We start from the raw sequence: 16,899 nt of genomic DNA on the forward strand, positions 1-16,899 counted from the left end.
GAGTGAGCGGGAGCTTGCGGGTGCCTGAATTCTCGCACTCGAAGGGGAACCGGGCACCCGCAGTGACTAGGGTGGACGTTATGAGGCATGCAAAGATCGTGGCCACTCTCGGTCCAGCACAGAGCACCTACGACGACATCAGGGCGCTGATCGAGGAAGGTGTGGACGTCGCCAGGTTCAACCTCAGCCATGGCGACCGGCGTCAGCACGAGGAGAAGTACGAGTGGGTGCGGCAGGCGGCCCAGGACACAGGCAGGGCCGTCGGCGTGCTCATCGATCTGCAGGGTCCCAAGATCCGGGTGGGAGAGTTCGCCGACGGGCTCCGCCCGGAGCTGAACAAGGGCGATCGATTCATCATCACCACGCGTGACGTCGTCGGCTCGGCGACCGAGGTGGGCACGACCTACCCCGGCCTGCCGCGCGACGTCGAGGTGGGAGATCCCCTGCTCGTCGACGACGGCCGGATCCGCCTGCGCGCCGTCGAGGTGACCGACACGGATGTCACCTGTGAGGTGGAGGTCGGCGGCGTGATCTCGGACCACAAGGGCATCAACCTGCCCGGCGTGCCGGTGTCCGTGCCGGCGATGTCGGACAAGGACATCGCCGATCTGCGATGGGGCCTGCACCTCGGCGCCGACTGGGTCGCGCTGTCGTTCGTGCGTGAGCCGGAGGACGCCGAGCTCGTCCGCGAGGTCATGCGCGAGGAGGGGATCCTCATCCCCGTGCTGGCGAAGCTGGAGAAGCCACAGGCCGTCGAGTCGCTCACGGAGATCGTGCGCGCCTTCGACGGGATCATGGTCGCGCGCGGCGACCTCGGCGTCGAACTGCCGTTGGAGCAGGTGCCCATCGTCCAGAAGCGCGCCGTCGAACTGTGCCGCCGCCAGGCCAAGCCCGTCATCGTGGCGACCCAGATGCTCGAGTCGATGATCGAGGAGCCCAGGCCCACCCGCGCCGAGGTTAGCGACTGCGCCAACGCGGTGATCGACGGCGCCGACGCGCTGATGCTCTCGGGGGAGACCTCGGTGGGCAAGCACTGGCTCGAGTCGGTGCGGACGATGAGCCGCATCATCAAGTCCACCGAGGAGCACGGTCTGGACCGGATCCCGCCGCTCGGCACCGATCCGCACACCCGCGGCGGCGCGATCACCGCGGCTGCCGTGCGGATCGCGGATCAGCTCGACATCAAGCTGCTGTGCACCTTCTCCCAGTCGGGTGATTCGGTGCGGCGGATGTCGCGGCTCCGCACCGAATCACCGGTCCTGGCATTCACGCCCGATCCGAAGGTCCGCCACCAGCTGACGCTGACCTGGGGGGCGCAGATGTTCCTCGTCAAGGAGGTGCGCCACACCGATCAGATGGCCCGGCAGGTCGACGCGGTGCTCCTGGGCAATGGAATGGCGCAGGAAGGCGAGCTGTGCATCATCGTGGCCGGCTCCCCTCCGGGAATCGCCGGATCGACGAATGCCCTGCGGGTGCACCGCATCGGCGATGCGGCGAAAGGCCTGGCGGCCGCCTACCGCGACGAATCGGATGACGGGGAGGACCCGCTGGCCGGCTACGGCGAGATCCGCGACTACAGCTGACTGTCATGGCCGCGTCAGTCGCGCCGACCGGCTGTGATGTCGGCGACAGCAGGGCGGCGCCGGCCGCGTCGGTCGGCCGACCGAGCCGGCCGCTCAGTCGCGCTGACGTTCGGCGCGGTCCGGGAGCAGCGTCTCCGCCACTGCGGAGACGACGGTGACGATGATCGCGGCGAGCAGGGCCGTCCAGAAGAACGTGTCGATCTGCAGGACGATGGGCGTGAACCCGCTGAGCCACGCCGTGAGCAGGAGCATCGCCGCGTTGATCACGAATCCGAACAGCCCCAGCGTCAGGCAGGTGATGGGTATCGAGACGAATGCGACGATCGGGCGGACCACGGCGTTGACCAGTCCGAAGATCAGGCCGATGACGAGGTAGGCGACCACCGCCGAGCCCGTCTCCCCGAGAGACCCGGCCAGCCATTCGCTGCCGGTGATCGTCATGCCGGGCAGGAGCCAGACTGCGATCCAGATGGCGAGCGCGTTGATGATGATGCGCAGCAGGAAGTTCATGGCGTCATTGTGCCCGAGCCCGGTGAACGGCGGATGAGAGCAGCGTCTCTGACGCAGGACCCATGAGAGAAGTACCGGATGCGGGACTCGAACCCGCACGTCTTTCGACAGCGCATTTTGAGTGCGCCGCGTCTACCAATTCCGCCAATCCGGCATACCAGACACATCGTAGAGCACCCGGCCTCGGATCCGCACCCCAGGGCCGGGGAGCCCCAAACGTGGGCAATCCCACGCCGCCCGACAGCTTTCGAGGCGCGGTCGGGATGATTCCGGCTCCGCCTGCGGTCTAAGATTGTCGCGTGCCTACTTCAGACAATTCCACCACCGACCAGGGTCCCGTTCGTCGCGTCGTCGTTGCCGAGGACGAAGCGGTCATCCGACTCGACATCGTCGAGATGCTTCGCGAGATCGGCTATGACGTCGTCGGCGAAGCCGCGGACGGCGAGTCGGCGATCCGCCTGGCGGAAGAGCTGCGCCCGGATCTCGTGGTCATGGACATCAAGATGCCCGTCCTCGATGGGATATCCGCCGCCGAGCGGATCGCCCGCGCCCGGATCGCGCCGGTCGTGCTGCTGACGGCCTTCTCGCAGAAGGAGCTGGTGGAGCGAGCACGCGACGCCGGCGCGATGGCCTACGTCGTCAAGCCCTTCTCCGCCGCCGACCTCGGTCCGGCGCTGGAGATCGCGCTGTCGCGGCACTCCGAGATCGCGGCGCTCGAGACGGAGATCGCCGATCTCACCGATCGCTTCGAGACCCGCAAGCTCGTCGAGCGCGCCAAGAGCCTCCTGATCTCCAACATGGGCCTGACCGAGCCCGAGGCGTTCCGCTGGATTCAGAAGACCTCCATGGATCGTCGCCTGACGATGCGCGAGGTCGCTGAGACCGTGCTCAGCCAGATCGGCAACAAGTAGGGATCGGAACGAAGCAGAGCAGGATCCGATCGGGAGCGGATCCCACCCGCCCGTGCGCCCTCCGGCGCACGGGCGCTGTGCTGCCTGCCGTCAGTCCTGGCTGCGCTGGGCGAGGATGAAGTTCGTGATTCTCACGATCGACAGCAGTCGTCCCTCGCCGTCGGTCATCTTGACCTCGTGGCTGATGAGGGTGCGTCCGTGGTGCAGCACCTCGGCCCGACCGTGCACCCAGCCCTCCCGGATCGGGCGCAGGTGAGTCGCGTTGAGGTCGACTCCGACCACATTGTGACCATTCGCCAGCAGGAACGCGTGCATCGACCCTAGGGTCTCCGCCATGACGACATGAGCGCCGCCGTGGAACAGTCCGGCCGGCTGCTTGTTGCCCTCCACCGGCATCCGGGCCTCGAACCAGTCGTAGCCCATCCGGAGGAACTCGATCCCGCATCGCTCGACCAGCGTGCCGACCGTCCGACCCTGGTTGTAGTGCATGAGCTGCGTGTACTGCTCCTGGCTGAGGCCGGGTTCCATCCGCGGCAGATCCTGTCGTCTCATCTGAGTGTCCTTTCCTGCTGACCTCCACGACAATAGCCGAGCACAGGCGACGCTCGGGGGCCGCCCGCCGACGGCTCCCGAGCAGCGACCGCAGCGCCCGCGAGCAGGCCGCGCTCCGCCCTCGGCTGGGCAGGGAATGTCCGGTTCGCGCTAGGCTTGCGGGGTGAGCACCGATACCCAGAGACTGCTGCTGATCGACGGCCATTCCCTTGCCTACCGCGCGTTCTACGCTCTGCCGGCCGAGAACTTCTCGACGAGCACGGGCCAGACGACGAACGCCGTCTACGGCTTCGTGTCGATGCTCATCAACGTGCTGGCGGACGAGGAGCCCACTCACATCGCCGTGGCATTCGACCTCGGGCGGCAGACCTTCCGGTTGGCGGAGTACCCCGAGTACAAGGCGGGCCGGGCGAAGACTCCCGACGAATTCCATGGCCAGGTCGAGCTCATCAAGGACGTGCTGAAGGCGCTGGCGATCCCGGTGGTCGTCAAGGAGGGCTTCGAAGCCGACGACGTCCTGGCCACGCTCGCGTGCCAGGGTGCCGCTGCCGGCATGGAGGCCGGCATCGTGACAGGAGACAAGGACGCCTATCAGCTGGCCTCCGACTCCATCACGATCCTGTATCCGAAGCGCGGGGTCAGCGACCTCACGCGGATGACGCCCGCCGCCGTCGAGGAGAAGTACGGCGTGACCCCGGCCAACTACCGCGGCATCGCCGCCCTGGTGGGGGAGAAGGCGGACAACCTGCCGGGAGTGCCCGGAGTGGGGGAGAAGACCGCCGCGAAGTGGCTCACGAAGTACGGCGACCTGCCGAACGTGATCGAAGCGGCCGACGAGATCGGCGGCAAGGTCGGCGGCAGTCTGCGTGAGCACCTCGGCGAGGTGGAGCGCAACTACCGCCTCAATCAGCTCATCACCGATCTCGAACTCGACGTCTCGGTCGCGGACACCCGCCGCGGTGAGGTCGACCGCGAGGCGCTCGACGACCTCTTCGACCAGCTGGAGTTCCAGGTGCTGGGCCGCCGCCTCGAGGCGCTGCTGGGCTCGACCACCGAGGAGCGGCCGTCGGCCGACATCCCGGAACCGCGGCTCCTCTCCGCTGCGGAATTCACGTCCTGGCTGCAGGCGGTGGACGCCGAGGCGCCCGTCGGCATCGCCACCGACGCTCAGTTCGCGCTGGGGCTGGGAACTGTCGACAGCATCGGTCTGGCCCAGCACGACGACGTGGTGGCGACCGACCTCAGCCGCCTCGACGAGTCCGGCGTGGACGCGCTGAGCCGACTGCTGGCCGAGCATGCGCATCTGACCTTCCACGGCGCCAAGGCGCAGCTCAAGGCGCTGGTGCAGGCGGGTTACCCGATGCCGTGGCTGGAGACGGACACCGAGATCGCCGCCTACCTCGTGGTGCCCGATCAGCGCGCCTATGAGCTGACCGACCTGTGCACCCGCTACTGCGGATTCTCACCCGGTCAGACGGAGCCGGAGGAGGGCACCCTCGATCTCGCGCTGGGCGGGGCAGACGCGGCACTGCGCGCGCTGGGGCGGAACGCATGGTCGACGGTGCAGCTGGCGGCAGCGCTGCGCGCGATCCTGGCAGACGCGAAGATGGTCGGGGTGCTCGACGAGATCGACATGCCGATGGTGACGATCCTCGCGCAGATGGAGCTTTCCGGCATCGCGGTGGACCTCACCGCGCTGCAGGGGCTCATCGACGAGTTCGGTGCGCAGGCCGCCGACAGCGCCGAGGCCGCATACGCGGCGATCGGCCACGAGGTCAACCTCGGCTCTCCGAAGCAGCTCCAGGCAGTGCTGTTCGACGAGCTGCAGATGCCGAAGACCAAGCGGACGAAGACGGGCTACACGACGGATGCAGACGCGCTGGCAGATCTGCTCGTCAAGACCGGTCATCCGTTCCTCGAGCACCTGCTGGCCCACCGGGACTCGATCAAGCTCAAGCAGACGGTCGTCGGCCTGCACCGCATGGTCGCCGACGACGGGCGCATCCACACGTCCTACCTGCAGACAGTCGCCGCCACCGGGCGGCTGTCCTCGGTCGATCCGAATCTGCAGAACATCCCGGTGCGCACCGACGCAGGCCGGCGCATCCGCGACGTGTTCGTCCCCGAGCAGGGGGCGGGGTTCAGTGAGCTGCTGACGGCTGACTACTCGCAGATCGAGATGCGGATCATGGCCCATCTGTCCGGAGACGAGAGCCTGATCGCTGCGTTCCGCGCCGGCGAGGATCTGCACTCCTATGTCGGCGCCCGGGTATTCGGCGTCGGCGTGGACGAGGTGACCGCGGAGATGCGGTCCAAGGTCAAGGCGATGTCCTACGGCCTGGTCTACGGACTGTCGGCCTACGGCCTGTCGCGCCAGCTCCAGATCGGCGTCGATGAGGCACGCGAGCTCATGGACGGCTACTTCGAGCGCTTCGGCGCTGTCAAGGCGTACCTGGACTCCAGCGTCGAGAACGCCCGCAGCGTGGGCTACACGGAGACGATGTACGGTCGCCGCCGCTACCTGCCGCAGCTCACCAGCGACCGACGTCAGGTTCGGGAGATGGCCGAGCGGGCGGCTCTCAATGCCCCGATCCAGGGCTCTGCCGCCGACATCATGAAGATCGCGATGATCCGGGTCGACGCCGCGCTGCGAGAAGCGCAGCTGAAGAGCCGGGTGCTGCTCCAGGTGCACGACGAGATCGTCGTCGAGCTCGCCGCGGAGGAATACGCGCAGGTGGCGGCGCTGATCCGCTCGACGATGGGCGGAGCCGCGGCGCTCTCGGTGCCGCTGGACGTCAACATCGGCCACGGCCCGACCTGGCAGCAGGCCGGGCACTGAACCGTCCGGTTGCCGAGGCGCTGGCGTTCCGTGAGCCTGCCGTCCGGTGGCCCCGCCCGCGCGAGCTGGGACGCGGGCAGCGCCTCGGCGGCGGTCAGTCGGGGAGGCGGGTGGAGAAGATCGCGGTGCCCGGCATGAGCTGTCCGCGCAGGGGCGACCAGCCGCCCCATGCCGTCCGATTGTGCTCCGGCCACTCGGGCTCGGTGAGGCCGGTGATGATGAAGCCGGCGGCGACGAGCAGCGAGATCCAGTCGCTCATCGTGCGGTGATGCTCGGCGTACACGGGATTGCCGTCGCCGTCGAGCTCCACGTAGGGCGTCCGGTCGAAGTAGGAGTACTCCACGGTGAGACCGGCCTCACCCGGGACGTCGGGGAACATCCAGCGCACCGGGTGCGTGACCGAGAAGACCCAGCGACCTCCGGGACGCAGGGCCCGGGCGACCTCGGCCAGCACGATGTCGGCGTCCTTGACGAACGGCAGCGCACCATAGGACGAGAAGGCGATGTCGAAGCTGTTCGATGCGAAGGGCAGGTCGCGCGCATCGGCCTGCAGGAACGTGGGAGGAGTCGCGTCCGGATCGAGCGGGTGCTCGCGCTGCAGTCGGGATGCCTCCTCCAGCATGCCGGAGGACACGTCGACCCCGGTCGCCAGCGCGCCCTGCTCGGCCAGCCACCGCGAGCACTGGCCGGCCCCGCACCCGACCTCGAGGATCTGCCTGCGGCCGACATCCCCGAGGAGGCGCACATCGGATTCGTGGATCCCCTCGGGACACCAGATGAACTCGCTGGCACCCAGGAAGCTGCCGTGCTCGGCCAGGTACTCCTTCGCGGAGTTGTCCCAGTAGCTGCGATTGGCCCTGACCGACGCTTCCTCATCGATGGCGAAATACCCGCCGCTGATGATCTCGGGGGAGTAGTCGCTTTCGCTCATCGGTCTTCTCCGTTCCGGCGCCGCCGAACAGCTTCGGAATCCGGCGTGCGCGAGGGTGTCCTGTGGTGTTACGATTGACAACTGTATGCGCATTGTGCGTGCGGCCAGCCCGTGCCATCTGTGGTACCACGGCACAGGATCACGGCAGTCATGCGAACTCTGCGCAATCGCACCATAGCAATTGTCCATCAAGCATACCGAGACCGGCCGTCCCTGCGGCCGGGCATCAGTCCATTACGGAGTCCCTACCTTTATGACCACAACCACGCCGGGCACGGCGCAGAACGAGCAGATCGCTGTCAACGACATCGGATCTGCAGACGATTTCCTTGCGGCAGTCGATGAGACCATCAAGTACTTCAACGACGGAGACATTGTCGAAGGTACCGTGGTCAAGGTTGATCGCGACGAAGTTCTGGTCGACATCGGATACAAGACGGAAGGCGTCATCCTTTCGCGCGAGCTGTCGATCAAGCACGACGTAGACCCCGCCGAGGTCGTAGAGGTCGGAGACGACATCGAAGCCCTGGTCCTCACCAAGGAGGACAAGGACGGCCGGCTGATGCTGTCGAAGAAGCGCGCGCAGTACGAGCGCGCTTGGGGCGACATCGAGAAGATCAAGGACGAAGAGGGCGTCGTCACCGGCACCGTCATCGAGGTCGTCAAGGGCGGCCTCATCGTCGACATCGGACTGCGCGGCTTCCTGCCGGCGTCCCTGGTCGAGATGCGCCGCGTCCGCGACCTCGCCCCGTACATCGGGCAGCAGGTCGAGGCCAAGATCATCGAGCTCGACAAGAACCGCAACAACGTGGTGCTGTCGCGCCGCGCATGGCTCGAGGAGACCCAGTCCGCGGTCCGCCACGACTTCCTGCAGACCCTGCAGAAGGGCCAGGTCCGCCCCGGTGTGGTCTCGTCCATCGTCAACTTCGGTGCATTCGTGGACCTCGGCGGAGTCGACGGCCTCGTGCACGTCTCCGAGCTGTCCTGGAAGCACATCGACCACCCGAGCGAGGTCGTCTCGGTGGGCGACGAGGTCACCGTCGAGGTGCTCGACGTCGACATGGACCGCGAGCGCGTGTCCCTGTCGCTCAAGGCGACCCAGGAGGATCCGTGGCAGCACTTCGCCCGGACCCACGTCATCGGACAGATCGTGCCCGGCCGCGTCACCAAGCTCGTGCCCTTCGGTGCATTCGTCCGCGTCGAGGACGGCATCGAGGGTCTGGTGCACATCTCGGAGCTGGCGGTTCGGCACATCGATCTGCCGGAGCAGGTCGTCAATGTCGAAGACGTCATCTACGTCAAGGTCATCGACATCGACCTCGACCGTCGTCGGATCTCGCTGTCCCTCAAGCAGGCCAATGAGGGCGTGGACCCGGAGGCTGAGGAGTTCCTCGACCCCGCGCTCTACGGCATGACCCAGGAGTACGACGAAGAGGGCAACTACAAGTACCCCGAGGGCTTCGATCCGGAGACCCAGGAGTGGATGGAAGGCTACGAGACCCAGCGCGAGGAATGGGAGCAGCAGTACGCCGCCGCCCAGGCTCGCTGGGAGGAGCACAAGAAGCAGGTCGCACGCGCGATCGCCGCGGACGCAGAGGCCGGCTCGGAGCCGGTTGCGGACGTGCCCTCGCAGCCGTCCTACAGCTCGGACGACCGCGCCGACGAAGGCACACTCGCGAGCGACGAGGCCCTCGCCGCGCTGCGGGAGAAGCTGGCCGGCAACTGAGTCGGGCAACACTGTCCCCGAAGGGCTCCCGGACCGCGGTCCGGGAGCCCTTCGGCCGTGTGCTGTCCGTTCCGCGAGGTCCGCGACGGGCATGGTCGGGCTATCTGCTCGTCCTGGTGCTGGCCAGCCTCATCGTGTTCGGCGGCCTCATCGCACACCCCGGAACCCGCGTCTTCGCCGAGAACGACGACACCTCGCTCTTCATCTGGTGGTTCGCACACGCCGCCGATGTGGTGGCCGGCTGGTTCGGACTGGGGTCGGGGGAGCGGAACCTCCTGTACTCGACCTCGATGAACCATCCCGGGGGCGTCAACGGAGCGTGGAACACCTCGGTGCTGGGGCTGGCCCTGCCGATGGTTCCGGTCACCTGGCTGGCCGGTCCCGTCGTCGCCTACAACCTGTGCATCATCGCGGCTCCCGTGGTCTCCGCACTGGCGGCGGCCCGGTTCATCCGATCCTTCCTGCCGCGGCCGCCCGCGTTCCTCGGGGGCTTCGCCTATGGCTTCTCCACCTATCTGATCTCCCAGGCCGCCGGACACCTGAATCTCGCCTTCGCGCCGTTCCCGCCGCTGGTGGCGCTCGGCATCGTCCAGCTGCTGCGCTCCGAGGGACGGGGCGCGACCCTGCGCACGGCCGTGTGGCTCGGCCTCGTCATCGGCTGGCAGTTCTACGTCTCGACGGAGCTGCTGGCCGGCACCTTCCTGGCGGCGGTCACGCTGGTGCTGTGCTGGGCGCTGCTCTCATGGCGGACCTTTCGCTCCGGTCTGCCCTCGCTGGTCGGCGGCGGCGTGATGGCCAGCGCGCTCGGGCTGCTCATCGGCACCCCGCTGCTGGCGGCGATGTTCGGTCTGCCCGGGGCCCCACGCGCTGCGATCCGGCCGCACGGGGTCTGGAACAACGACGTCTTCGACCCCGTGGTGCCGGGTCCCTTCACTCTGCTCGGGGGCGGTCCCTCGCCGATCCCTCGCCGGGTGCCGATCGACCCCTCCGAGGTCGGGGGCTACGTGGGCATCGTGTGGCTGCTGTTCGCGGCTGCTGTCGTGATCTGCCACTGGCGGTCGGCCCGGTACGGGCGGATGGTCCGCGTCGCCGCGACGACGGGCATCCTGGTGTGGCTCCTGTCGATGGGATCGCCCTGGTACTTCTGGGGCCGCGAATTCGTCGCGTCGACGCCGTTCCGAATCGTCGAGAGCATGCCGGTGCTGGCGAATGTTCTTCCGATGCGGCTTGCGGTGCACTCGACTCTCGTGCTGTCGCTGCTGCTGGCGCTCGGCGCCTGGACCGGGCTGCGCAGCCGGCGGTTCGCGGTGCGGCGGGGAACGATCCTCGCCGTGATCGCCTCGCTGATCCTCGTGACGCCCGGAGCGGTCCACACCCGACCGATCATCATTCCCGAGTTCTACCAGGGTGCATACGCCGAAGCCATCGAACCGGGGGCGGTCGTGAAGACGCTGCCGCGGCCGATCGCGCTGGCCAGTCCCCACGCGGACGAGGCGATGACCTGGCAGGCTCTCACCGGGATGCACTATCGAGAGACCGGTGGCTACTTCATCGGCTCCACCGACATCAGCCCAGTGATCTACTCGGCGCCCCAGGACGAGCTCGATCGGCTGCTCCAGGACTATGCGGGCAGGTCACTTCCGAGGGGATCCTCCGCAGCCGGGACAGCGGTCGCCGAGGATCTGCAGGAACGGGGAATCGACCACGTCGTCATCGCCCTCGACGGCCGGCACCTGTCGCATTCGCCGTCCGAGATCGCCCGATTCGTCTCCGGGGCCACCGGGGCGCCGTACCTGGAGAACGGCGGGGTGTACATCATCGATCTGCCGTAACCTGAGGTCATGCTTCGCATCGGACTCACCGGCGGAATCGGCGCCGGCAAATCGACAGTGGCTCAGCTGTTCCGCGACCACGGGGCGGCGGTGATCGACGCCGACGTGATCGCCCGTGAAGTCGTGGAACCGGGATCGCCGGCTCTGTCCCAGCTTGCCGAGGCGTTCGGCGTCGACGTGGTCGCACCCGACGGCACCCTCCAGCGCACCAGACTCGCCGAGATCGCCTTCGCGGACCCGGATTCGACCGCTCGGCTCAACGGGATCATGCATCCCGCCATCCGGCAGCGCACGGAGTACTGGTACGAGCGCTATGCCGACCGTCAGGTGGTGGTTCACGATGTTCCGCTGCTGGTCGAGAACGGGATGAGCCGCATCTATCATCTCGCCGTCCTCGTCGACGTCTCCGCCGAGACCCGGATCGAGCGCCTGACCACCAGCAGAGGGATGGACGAGGCCGACGCGCGGCGCCGCATCGCTGCGCAGGCCTCGGACCAGCAGCGCTACGAGGCCTGCGACGTCGTGCTCGACAACCACGGGTCGCCGGCAGACCTGGCGGCGGCATTCGAGCAGGTGTGGAGCGGCCGCATCTCCCCCTTCGCCGAGAACCTGGACGGCCGGTGCCCGGCAGCAGCGGGCGGATGCGGTCTGCCCGAGCACCCCGTCTCCGCCGTGCATCGAGCCGGCCGGACGCGGGAGCGCATCGAGACCTGGCTGCGGCTCGGCGGCTGCGAGCAGGTGCCCGTCGAGCTGCTCCCCGCCGCGCCCGCGCCCGACCGCTCGGTTCGGGGATCCGCTGAGCCGACCGGAGCGGAGCAGGCACCGGGTGCCGAGGCGCCGACGGTGATCTGCGTCAGAGCCGAACGGGACCAGCTGCCCGCCGTGCAGGGCGCGCTGAGCGCTGCCGGGTTTCCGGCTGCCGACCGCTCCGCATCCGGAGCGGATCCTGCGCCCGGGGATTCCGGACACCGGGCCGAGGGGGCGGAGCACCGGTCGGCGGACCCGTGCAATCCCGCTCGAGTGCTGGTCACCGTGGGCTGAACCTCGGTCCGCGGCCGGTCCCTGTCCCGTGTCCGCGCTCGGGAGTATGGTGCTCGTATGACTGCTCAGGACCTGACCACCCCGGACGACACGAGCCCGCAGGACCCGCCGGTCAGACCTGTTCCCAAGGTCGGCCATCGTCCCGAGGTGATCCGCTCGGTCGCGCCGTTCGAGGTGGTCAGCGAGTACCAGCCCGCCGGTGACCAGCCGGCGGCGATCGCGGATATCACCCGTCGTCTGCACGCGGGAGAGAAGGACATCGTGCTGCTCGGCGCCACCGGCACCGGCAAGTCGGCCACCACGGCCTGGCTCATCGAGCAGGTGCAGAGACCGACACTGGTGATGGCCCCCAACAAGACCCTGGCCGCGCAGCTGGCCAACGAGTTCCGCCAGCTGCTCCCGAACAACGCAGTCGAGTACTTCGTCTCCTACTACGACTACTACCAGCCGGAAGCCTACGTCCCGCAGACTGACACCTTCATCGAGAAGGACTCGTCGATCAACGACGAAGTCGAACGGCTCAGACACTCCGCGACCAACTCGCTGCTGACCCGCCGCGATGTCGTGGTGGTCTCGACCGTTTCGTGCATCTACGGCCTCGGAACCCCGGAGGAGTACGTCGACCGCATGGTCTCGTTGGAGGTCGGGGAGGAGTGCGACCGTGACGAGCTGCTCAAGCGGTTCGTCTCCATGCAGTACGCCCGCAACGACCTCGCATTCACTCGCGGCACCTTCAGAGTCCGCGGTGACACCGTGGAGATCATCCCGCAGTACGAGGAGCTCGCCCTGCGGATCGAGTTCTTCGGCGATGAGATCGAGGCCCTGTACACCCTCCACCCGCTGACGGGTGAGATCGTGCGGGAGGAGGAGGTCATCCACATCTTCCCGGCCAGCCACTACGTCGCCGGTGAGAGCCGGATGAGCAGGGCGGTCGCGGACATCGAGGACGAACTCCAGCAGCGCCTGGCAGAACTGGAGTCGCAGAACAAGATGCTGGAGGCGCAGCGACTCAAGATGCGCACCAGCTACGACCTCGAGATGATGCAGTCCATGGGGTTCACCTCGGGAATCGAGAACTACTCGCGGCATATCGATGGCAGAGCACCCGGCTCGGCGCCCAACTGCCTGCTCGACTACTTCCCCGAGGACTTCCTGCTCGTGATCGACGAGAGCCACGTGACCGTGCCGCAGATCGGCGGGATGTACGAGGGAGACATGTCACGGAAGCGCACCCTCGTCGAGCACGGCTTCCGGCTTCCCAGCGCGCTCGACAACCGCCCGCTGAGGTTCTCGGAGTTCCGCGACCGCGTCGGCCAGACCGTGTACCTGTCGGCCACCCCGGGCGACTTCGAGCTCGAACGAGCCAGCGGTGTGGTCGAGCAGATCATCCGACCCACCGGCCTCGTCGATCCGCAGGTCCACGTGAAGCCCACGAAGGGCCAGATCGACGACCTGCTGGGCGAGATCCGGGACCGCGTGGACCGCAATGAGCGCGTCCTCGTCACCACGCTGACCAAGAAGATGGCCGAAGACCTCACCGACTATCTCCTCGATCACGAGGTGGCAGTGCGCTACCTGCACTCGGACGTGGACACCCTGCGGCGCGTCGAGCTGCTGACAGAGCTGCGCGCCGGCGAGTTCGACGTCCTCGTCGGCATCAACCTGCTTCGCGAGGGGCTGGACCTGCCCGAGGTCTCCCTGGTGTCCATCCTCGACGCAGACAAGGAAGGGTTCCTGCGGTCGGGCACATCACTCATCCAGACGATCGGCCGTGCCGCCCGCAACATCAGCGGCGAGGTCCACATGTACGCGGACACCATCACCCCTTCGATGAGGTACGCCATCGACGAGACCAACCGCAGGCGCGAGATCCAGGTCGCCTACAACGCCGAGCACGGAATCGATCCGAAGCCCCTGGTCAAGAAGATCGCCGACATCACCGAAAGACTGCAGCGCGAAGACGAGGACACCCGCGAGCTGCTCACCCAGTTCGACTACGGAAAGGGGAAGCGCGGCTACAACGCGACGATCACCGAGGACCAGAAGGCCGCAGCGGCCACCGGCGGCAGCGCGCTGCGGCCGCCGGCCGCGGATCTCGCGGAGCTCATCGCGGGCCTGACCGACCAGATGCACACCGCTGCGGCCGAGCTGCAGTTCGAACTTGCGGCCCGCCTCCGCGACGAGCTCGCCGACCTCAAGAAGGAGCTGCGCCAGATGCAGCGGGAGGGACACGCCTGAGCGGCGGGACGGAAATCGCGTTAGTATGACCTGTCAGCGAAGGGGAGTATCCCTCACGCTCCTCGACCGTCATCACGATGACGTGGCGTTGATACGCCTGATCGTCCGGTCGCGGAGGCACGGCGAGTCGCCGTGCGGGAGAGACTTTCGATCGATGCCCTGCCCGGACCTGCTCCCGGGACAATGACGAAAGGCTGCAATGGATACCGCTCTGCCCGTGTGGTTCGAAATCGGATCGCTCGTAGTCCTCGTGGCGATCCTGATCTTCGACCTCCTGCTGGTGATCAGACGCCCTCACGTTCCCTCCATGAAGGAGTCGAGCCTGTGGGTCGGCTTCTACGTGGCGCTGGCGCTGATCTTCGCCGCGATCATGTTCATCTTCGGCGACGCTCAGCACGGGACGGAGTTCCTCGCCGGCTGGGTCACCGAGTACTCGCTGAGCATCGACAACCTGTTCGTGTTCGTCATCATCATGACCCGCTTCAAGGTGCCACGCGAACAGCAGCAGAAGGTGCTGATGATCGGCATCATCATCGCCCTGGTCGCACGCGGCATCTTCATCCTCCTGGGCGCCGCCCTGATCCAGAACTTCTCCTGGGTCTTCTACATCTTCGGCGCCTTCCTGCTCTACACAGCGTGGACGCAGGCTTTCGGCGGCGAGGAGGACACCTCCGAGGAGAACTTCGTCACCCGGATGCTGAAGAAGCGGGTGAACCTCACCGACCAGTGGGACGGCAGCAAGTTCAGGACGACCATCGAGGGCCAGCGGTTCTTCACCCCGATGCTGCTCGTGGTGCTGGCACTGGGCACCACCGACGTGATGTTCGCCCTCGACTCGATCCCTGCGATCTTCGGCATCACGCAGAGCCCGTTCATCGTGTTCACGGCGAATATCTTCGCGCTCATGGGTCTGCGCCAGCTGTACTTCATGCTCGGTGGTCTGCTTGACCGCCTCGTCTACCTCAAGTACGGGATCGCCGCGATTCTCGCCTTCATCGGTGTGAAGCTCTTCTTCCACGCCATGCACGAGAATGAGCTTCCCTTCATCAACGGCGGGGAGCCGATCGAGTGGGCACCGGAGATCTCCACCTGGACCTCGCTCGGCGTCATCGTCGCCTGCATGGTGGTCGCCACCGTCGCCAGCCTCGTCAAGATGCGCCGAGGCCCCGCTGACGCGCCGCTCGGTCCCATCGAGCACCAGACCTCGGCCCGCGAGTTCTCGGCTGACTCACCGGCCGCTGCCGAGGAGAAGAACCGGAACGGCTCCGCAGGTCATGACCCGGAGGACAGTGACGGCGGCGACAGCGCTCGCGGCAGCAGTGTGCGCTGAGTTCGCACTCATCTCACAGCCGGACCCGCCTGGATCGAGCCAGATCAGGCGGGCGGGTTCGGTAGACTGCCTCGGGTAGGGGAGTATCCGAAACACTGCGCCCGTCAGCACGCTGACCAGAAGTCAGCCGGACGCAGGGCTCGGCCGGTTCAGCCGGCGGGCGGAGAGACTTGCGAGTCTCATTCCCCTACCCGGAAGGCAGCAGCGTGACCGTTTCTCCGCTCATCTGGACCATCACCGTCGTCGCGATCGCGGCGCTTCTGTTGTTCGACTACATCTTCCACGTTCGCAAGGCCCATATACCGACACTCAAAGAGGCCGCTGTCTGGTCCGGTCTCTACGTGGGCATCGCGCTGCTCTTCGGCGTCCTGGTGCTCGTCTTCGGAGGCATGCAGGCGGGAACCGAGTACTTCGCCGGCTACATCACTGAGAAGGCGCTGTCGGTCGACAACCTCTTCGTCTTCCTGATCATCATCTCCAGCTTCAGGGTCCCGCGCGAGAACCAGCAGAAGGTCCTGCTGTTCGGCATCACCTTCTCCCTCATCGCCCGCACCGCGCTGATCTTCGTGGGTGCCGGCCTGATCAACCAGTTCGCCTGGGTCTTCTACATCTTCGGTCTGATCCTCATCATCACCGCCGGCAACATGCTGAAGCCGGAGAGCACGGACAAGGGCGAGGCCGACAACTTCATCGTCCGGATCACCAAGAAGATCCTGCCCACATCGGAGCACTACGACGGTGACAAGATGACGACCACCGTGGACGGCAAGCGGATGGTGACTCCGATGCTCCTGGTGATGATCGCCATTGCGGGAACAGATCTGCTGTTCGCGCTCGACTCGATCCCAGCGATCTTCGGCCTGACGCAGGACGTCTACCTCGTCTTCACCGCCACCGCATTCTCACTGCTGGGGCTGCGCCAGCTCTACTTCCTGCTCGACGGACTGCTCGATCGCCTTGTCTACCTCTCCTACGGGCTGTCGGCGATCCTGGCCTTCATCGGCATCAAGCTCATCCTCCACGCTCTGCACGAGAACAACCTGCCGTTCATCAACGACGGGGAACCCGTGCCGGTGATCGAGATCAGCACCGGCACCTCGCTGCTCGTGATCGTCGGAGTTCTCGTCATCACGGTCTTCGCATCGATTCGCAGCCCGCGGGGCCGCGCGCAGGCAGCCATCTCCGGCGCCCGACGCGATGCCAGGAACTATCTGGAGCTGGATTACACCGCGGATGATGCCGAACGCCGGCGGGTCTATCAGGAGATGGTCGAGAACGAGCGGACCGTCTCCGAACTCCCGGGGAAGTACCGAGCGATGATCAAGGAGGAGTACAAGTTCCGGGATCTGCTCTCGCGCGCCCACGCTCGCTATGCGGAAGTGTCGGAAGAGCCGTCGGCGAGGTGA

At 66.7% G+C, this 16,899-nt stretch carries 12 protein-coding genes and 1 tRNA gene; 9 read left to right on the forward strand and 4 right to left on the reverse strand.

What is annotated here, in order from left to right; genetic code table 11:
• The first annotated feature begins 80 nt into the window (after nucleotides 1-80).
• On the forward strand, nucleotides 81-1,583 hold the full coding sequence (pyk, locus tag LXN01_RS04020; RefSeq protein ID WP_236863286.1) for a pyruvate kinase: 1,503 nt from the start codon (nucleotides 81-83) through the stop codon (nucleotides 1,581-1,583).
• Nucleotides 1,584-1,676: 93 nt separating this feature from the next.
• On the opposite strand, the gene LXN01_RS04025 is transcribed toward pyk, so the two are convergent.
• Both LXN01_RS04025 and LXN01_RS04030 read right to left on the reverse strand, forming a co-directional pair.
• Complete coding sequence (locus tag LXN01_RS04025; protein ID WP_236863287.1) at nucleotides 1,677-2,093, reverse strand: phage holin family protein; 417 nt, start codon at nucleotides 2,091-2,093, stop codon at nucleotides 1,677-1,679.
• A 72-nt stretch (nucleotides 2,094-2,165) separates the two neighbouring features.
• Nucleotides 2,166-2,247 (reverse strand) — tRNA-Leu (locus LXN01_RS04030).
• Nucleotides 2,248-2,392: 145 nt separating this feature from the next.
• On the opposite strand from LXN01_RS04030, the gene LXN01_RS04035 reads away from it, so the two are divergent.
• The gene (locus tag LXN01_RS04035) at nucleotides 2,393-3,004 is read left to right on the forward strand and encodes an ANTAR domain-containing response regulator (protein ID WP_236863288.1); all 612 of its coding nucleotides are present in this window, start codon (nucleotides 2,393-2,395) and stop codon (nucleotides 3,002-3,004) included.
• 90 nt (nucleotides 3,005-3,094) lie between these two features.
• On the opposite strand, the gene LXN01_RS04040 is transcribed toward LXN01_RS04035, so the two are convergent.
• Nucleotides 3,095-3,556 carry a PaaI family thioesterase gene (locus tag LXN01_RS04040; protein WP_236863289.1) on the reverse strand — a complete coding sequence of 154 codons (462 nt, stop codon included), beginning with the start codon at nucleotides 3,554-3,556 and terminating at the stop codon, nucleotides 3,095-3,097.
• A 163-nt stretch (nucleotides 3,557-3,719) separates the two neighbouring features.
• On the opposite strand from LXN01_RS04040, the gene polA reads away from it, so the two are divergent.
• Nucleotides 3,720-6,395, forward strand: coding sequence for a DNA polymerase I (gene polA / locus LXN01_RS04045; RefSeq protein WP_236863290.1), 2,676 nt, complete (start codon nucleotides 3,720-3,722; stop codon nucleotides 6,393-6,395).
• Nucleotides 6,396-6,489: 94 nt separating this feature from the next.
• Here polA and LXN01_RS04050 read toward each other — a convergent pair whose 3' ends face one another.
• On the reverse strand, nucleotides 6,490-7,326 hold the full coding sequence (locus tag LXN01_RS04050; RefSeq protein WP_236863291.1) for a class I SAM-dependent methyltransferase: 837 nt from the start codon (nucleotides 7,324-7,326) through the stop codon (nucleotides 6,490-6,492).
• A gap of 253 nt (nucleotides 7,327-7,579) precedes the next feature.
• Between LXN01_RS04050 and rpsA the strand changes: the two genes are divergently transcribed.
• The 6 genes from rpsA to LXN01_RS04080 all read left to right on the forward strand — a co-directional run bounded on the left by rpsA (nucleotide 7,580) and on the right by LXN01_RS04080 (nucleotide 16,899).
• A complete protein-coding gene (rpsA, locus tag LXN01_RS04055) occupies nucleotides 7,580-9,052 on the forward strand; it encodes a 30S ribosomal protein S1 (protein WP_236863292.1) in 1,473 nt (490 codons plus the stop codon).
• Nucleotides 9,053-9,111: 59 nt separating this feature from the next.
• Nucleotides 9,112-10,884 carry a glycosyltransferase family protein gene (locus LXN01_RS04060; RefSeq protein WP_236863293.1) on the forward strand — a complete coding sequence of 591 codons (1,773 nt, stop codon included), beginning with the start codon at nucleotides 9,112-9,114 and terminating at the stop codon, nucleotides 10,882-10,884.
• Between the two features lie 9 nt (nucleotides 10,885-10,893).
• A complete protein-coding gene (gene coaE / locus LXN01_RS04065) occupies nucleotides 10,894-11,925 on the forward strand; it encodes a dephospho-CoA kinase (protein WP_236863294.1) in 1,032 nt (343 codons plus the stop codon).
• Nucleotides 11,926-11,982: 57 nt separating this feature from the next.
• Entirely contained in the window at nucleotides 11,983-14,163 is a 2,181-nt protein-coding gene (uvrB, locus tag LXN01_RS04070; RefSeq protein ID WP_236863295.1) for an excinuclease ABC subunit UvrB, read from the forward strand.
• A gap of 199 nt (nucleotides 14,164-14,362) precedes the next feature.
• Complete coding sequence (locus LXN01_RS04075; protein ID WP_236863296.1) at nucleotides 14,363-15,493, forward strand: TerC family protein; 1,131 nt, start codon at nucleotides 14,363-14,365, stop codon at nucleotides 15,491-15,493.
• 206 nt (nucleotides 15,494-15,699) lie between these two features.
• Entirely contained in the window at nucleotides 15,700-16,899 is a 1,200-nt protein-coding gene (locus LXN01_RS04080) for a TerC family protein (protein ID WP_236863297.1), read from the forward strand.

The organism is Brevibacterium daeguense (assembly GCF_021729135.1).
In the GTDB taxonomy this organism is placed as follows: Bacteria; Actinomycetota; Actinomycetes; order Actinomycetales; family Brevibacteriaceae; genus Brevibacterium; species Brevibacterium daeguense.

Excerpts from the sequence above, each read along its gene's own strand:
- pyk (WP_236863286.1), top strand. The coding sequence starts at position 81 with ATGAGGCATGCAAAGATCGTGGCCACTCTCGGTCCAGCACAGAGCACC.
- LXN01_RS04025 (WP_236863287.1), bottom strand. The coding sequence starts at position 2,093 with ATGAACTTCCTGCTGCGCATCATCATCAACGCGCTCGCCATCTGGATC.
- LXN01_RS04040 (WP_236863289.1), bottom strand. The coding sequence starts at position 3,556 with ATGAGACGACAGGATCTGCCGCGGATGGAACCCGGCCTCAGCCAGGAG.
- LXN01_RS04050 (WP_236863291.1), bottom strand. The coding sequence starts at position 7,326 with ATGAGCGAAAGCGACTACTCCCCCGAGATCATCAGCGGCGGGTATTTC.
- rpsA (WP_236863292.1), top strand. The coding sequence starts at position 7,580 with ATGACCACAACCACGCCGGGCACGGCGCAGAACGAGCAGATCGCTGTC.
- coaE (WP_236863294.1), top strand. The coding sequence starts at position 10,894 with ATGCTTCGCATCGGACTCACCGGCGGAATCGGCGCCGGCAAATCGACA.
- uvrB (WP_236863295.1), top strand. The coding sequence starts at position 11,983 with ATGACTGCTCAGGACCTGACCACCCCGGACGACACGAGCCCGCAGGAC.
- LXN01_RS04075 (WP_236863296.1), top strand. The coding sequence starts at position 14,363 with ATGGATACCGCTCTGCCCGTGTGGTTCGAAATCGGATCGCTCGTAGTC.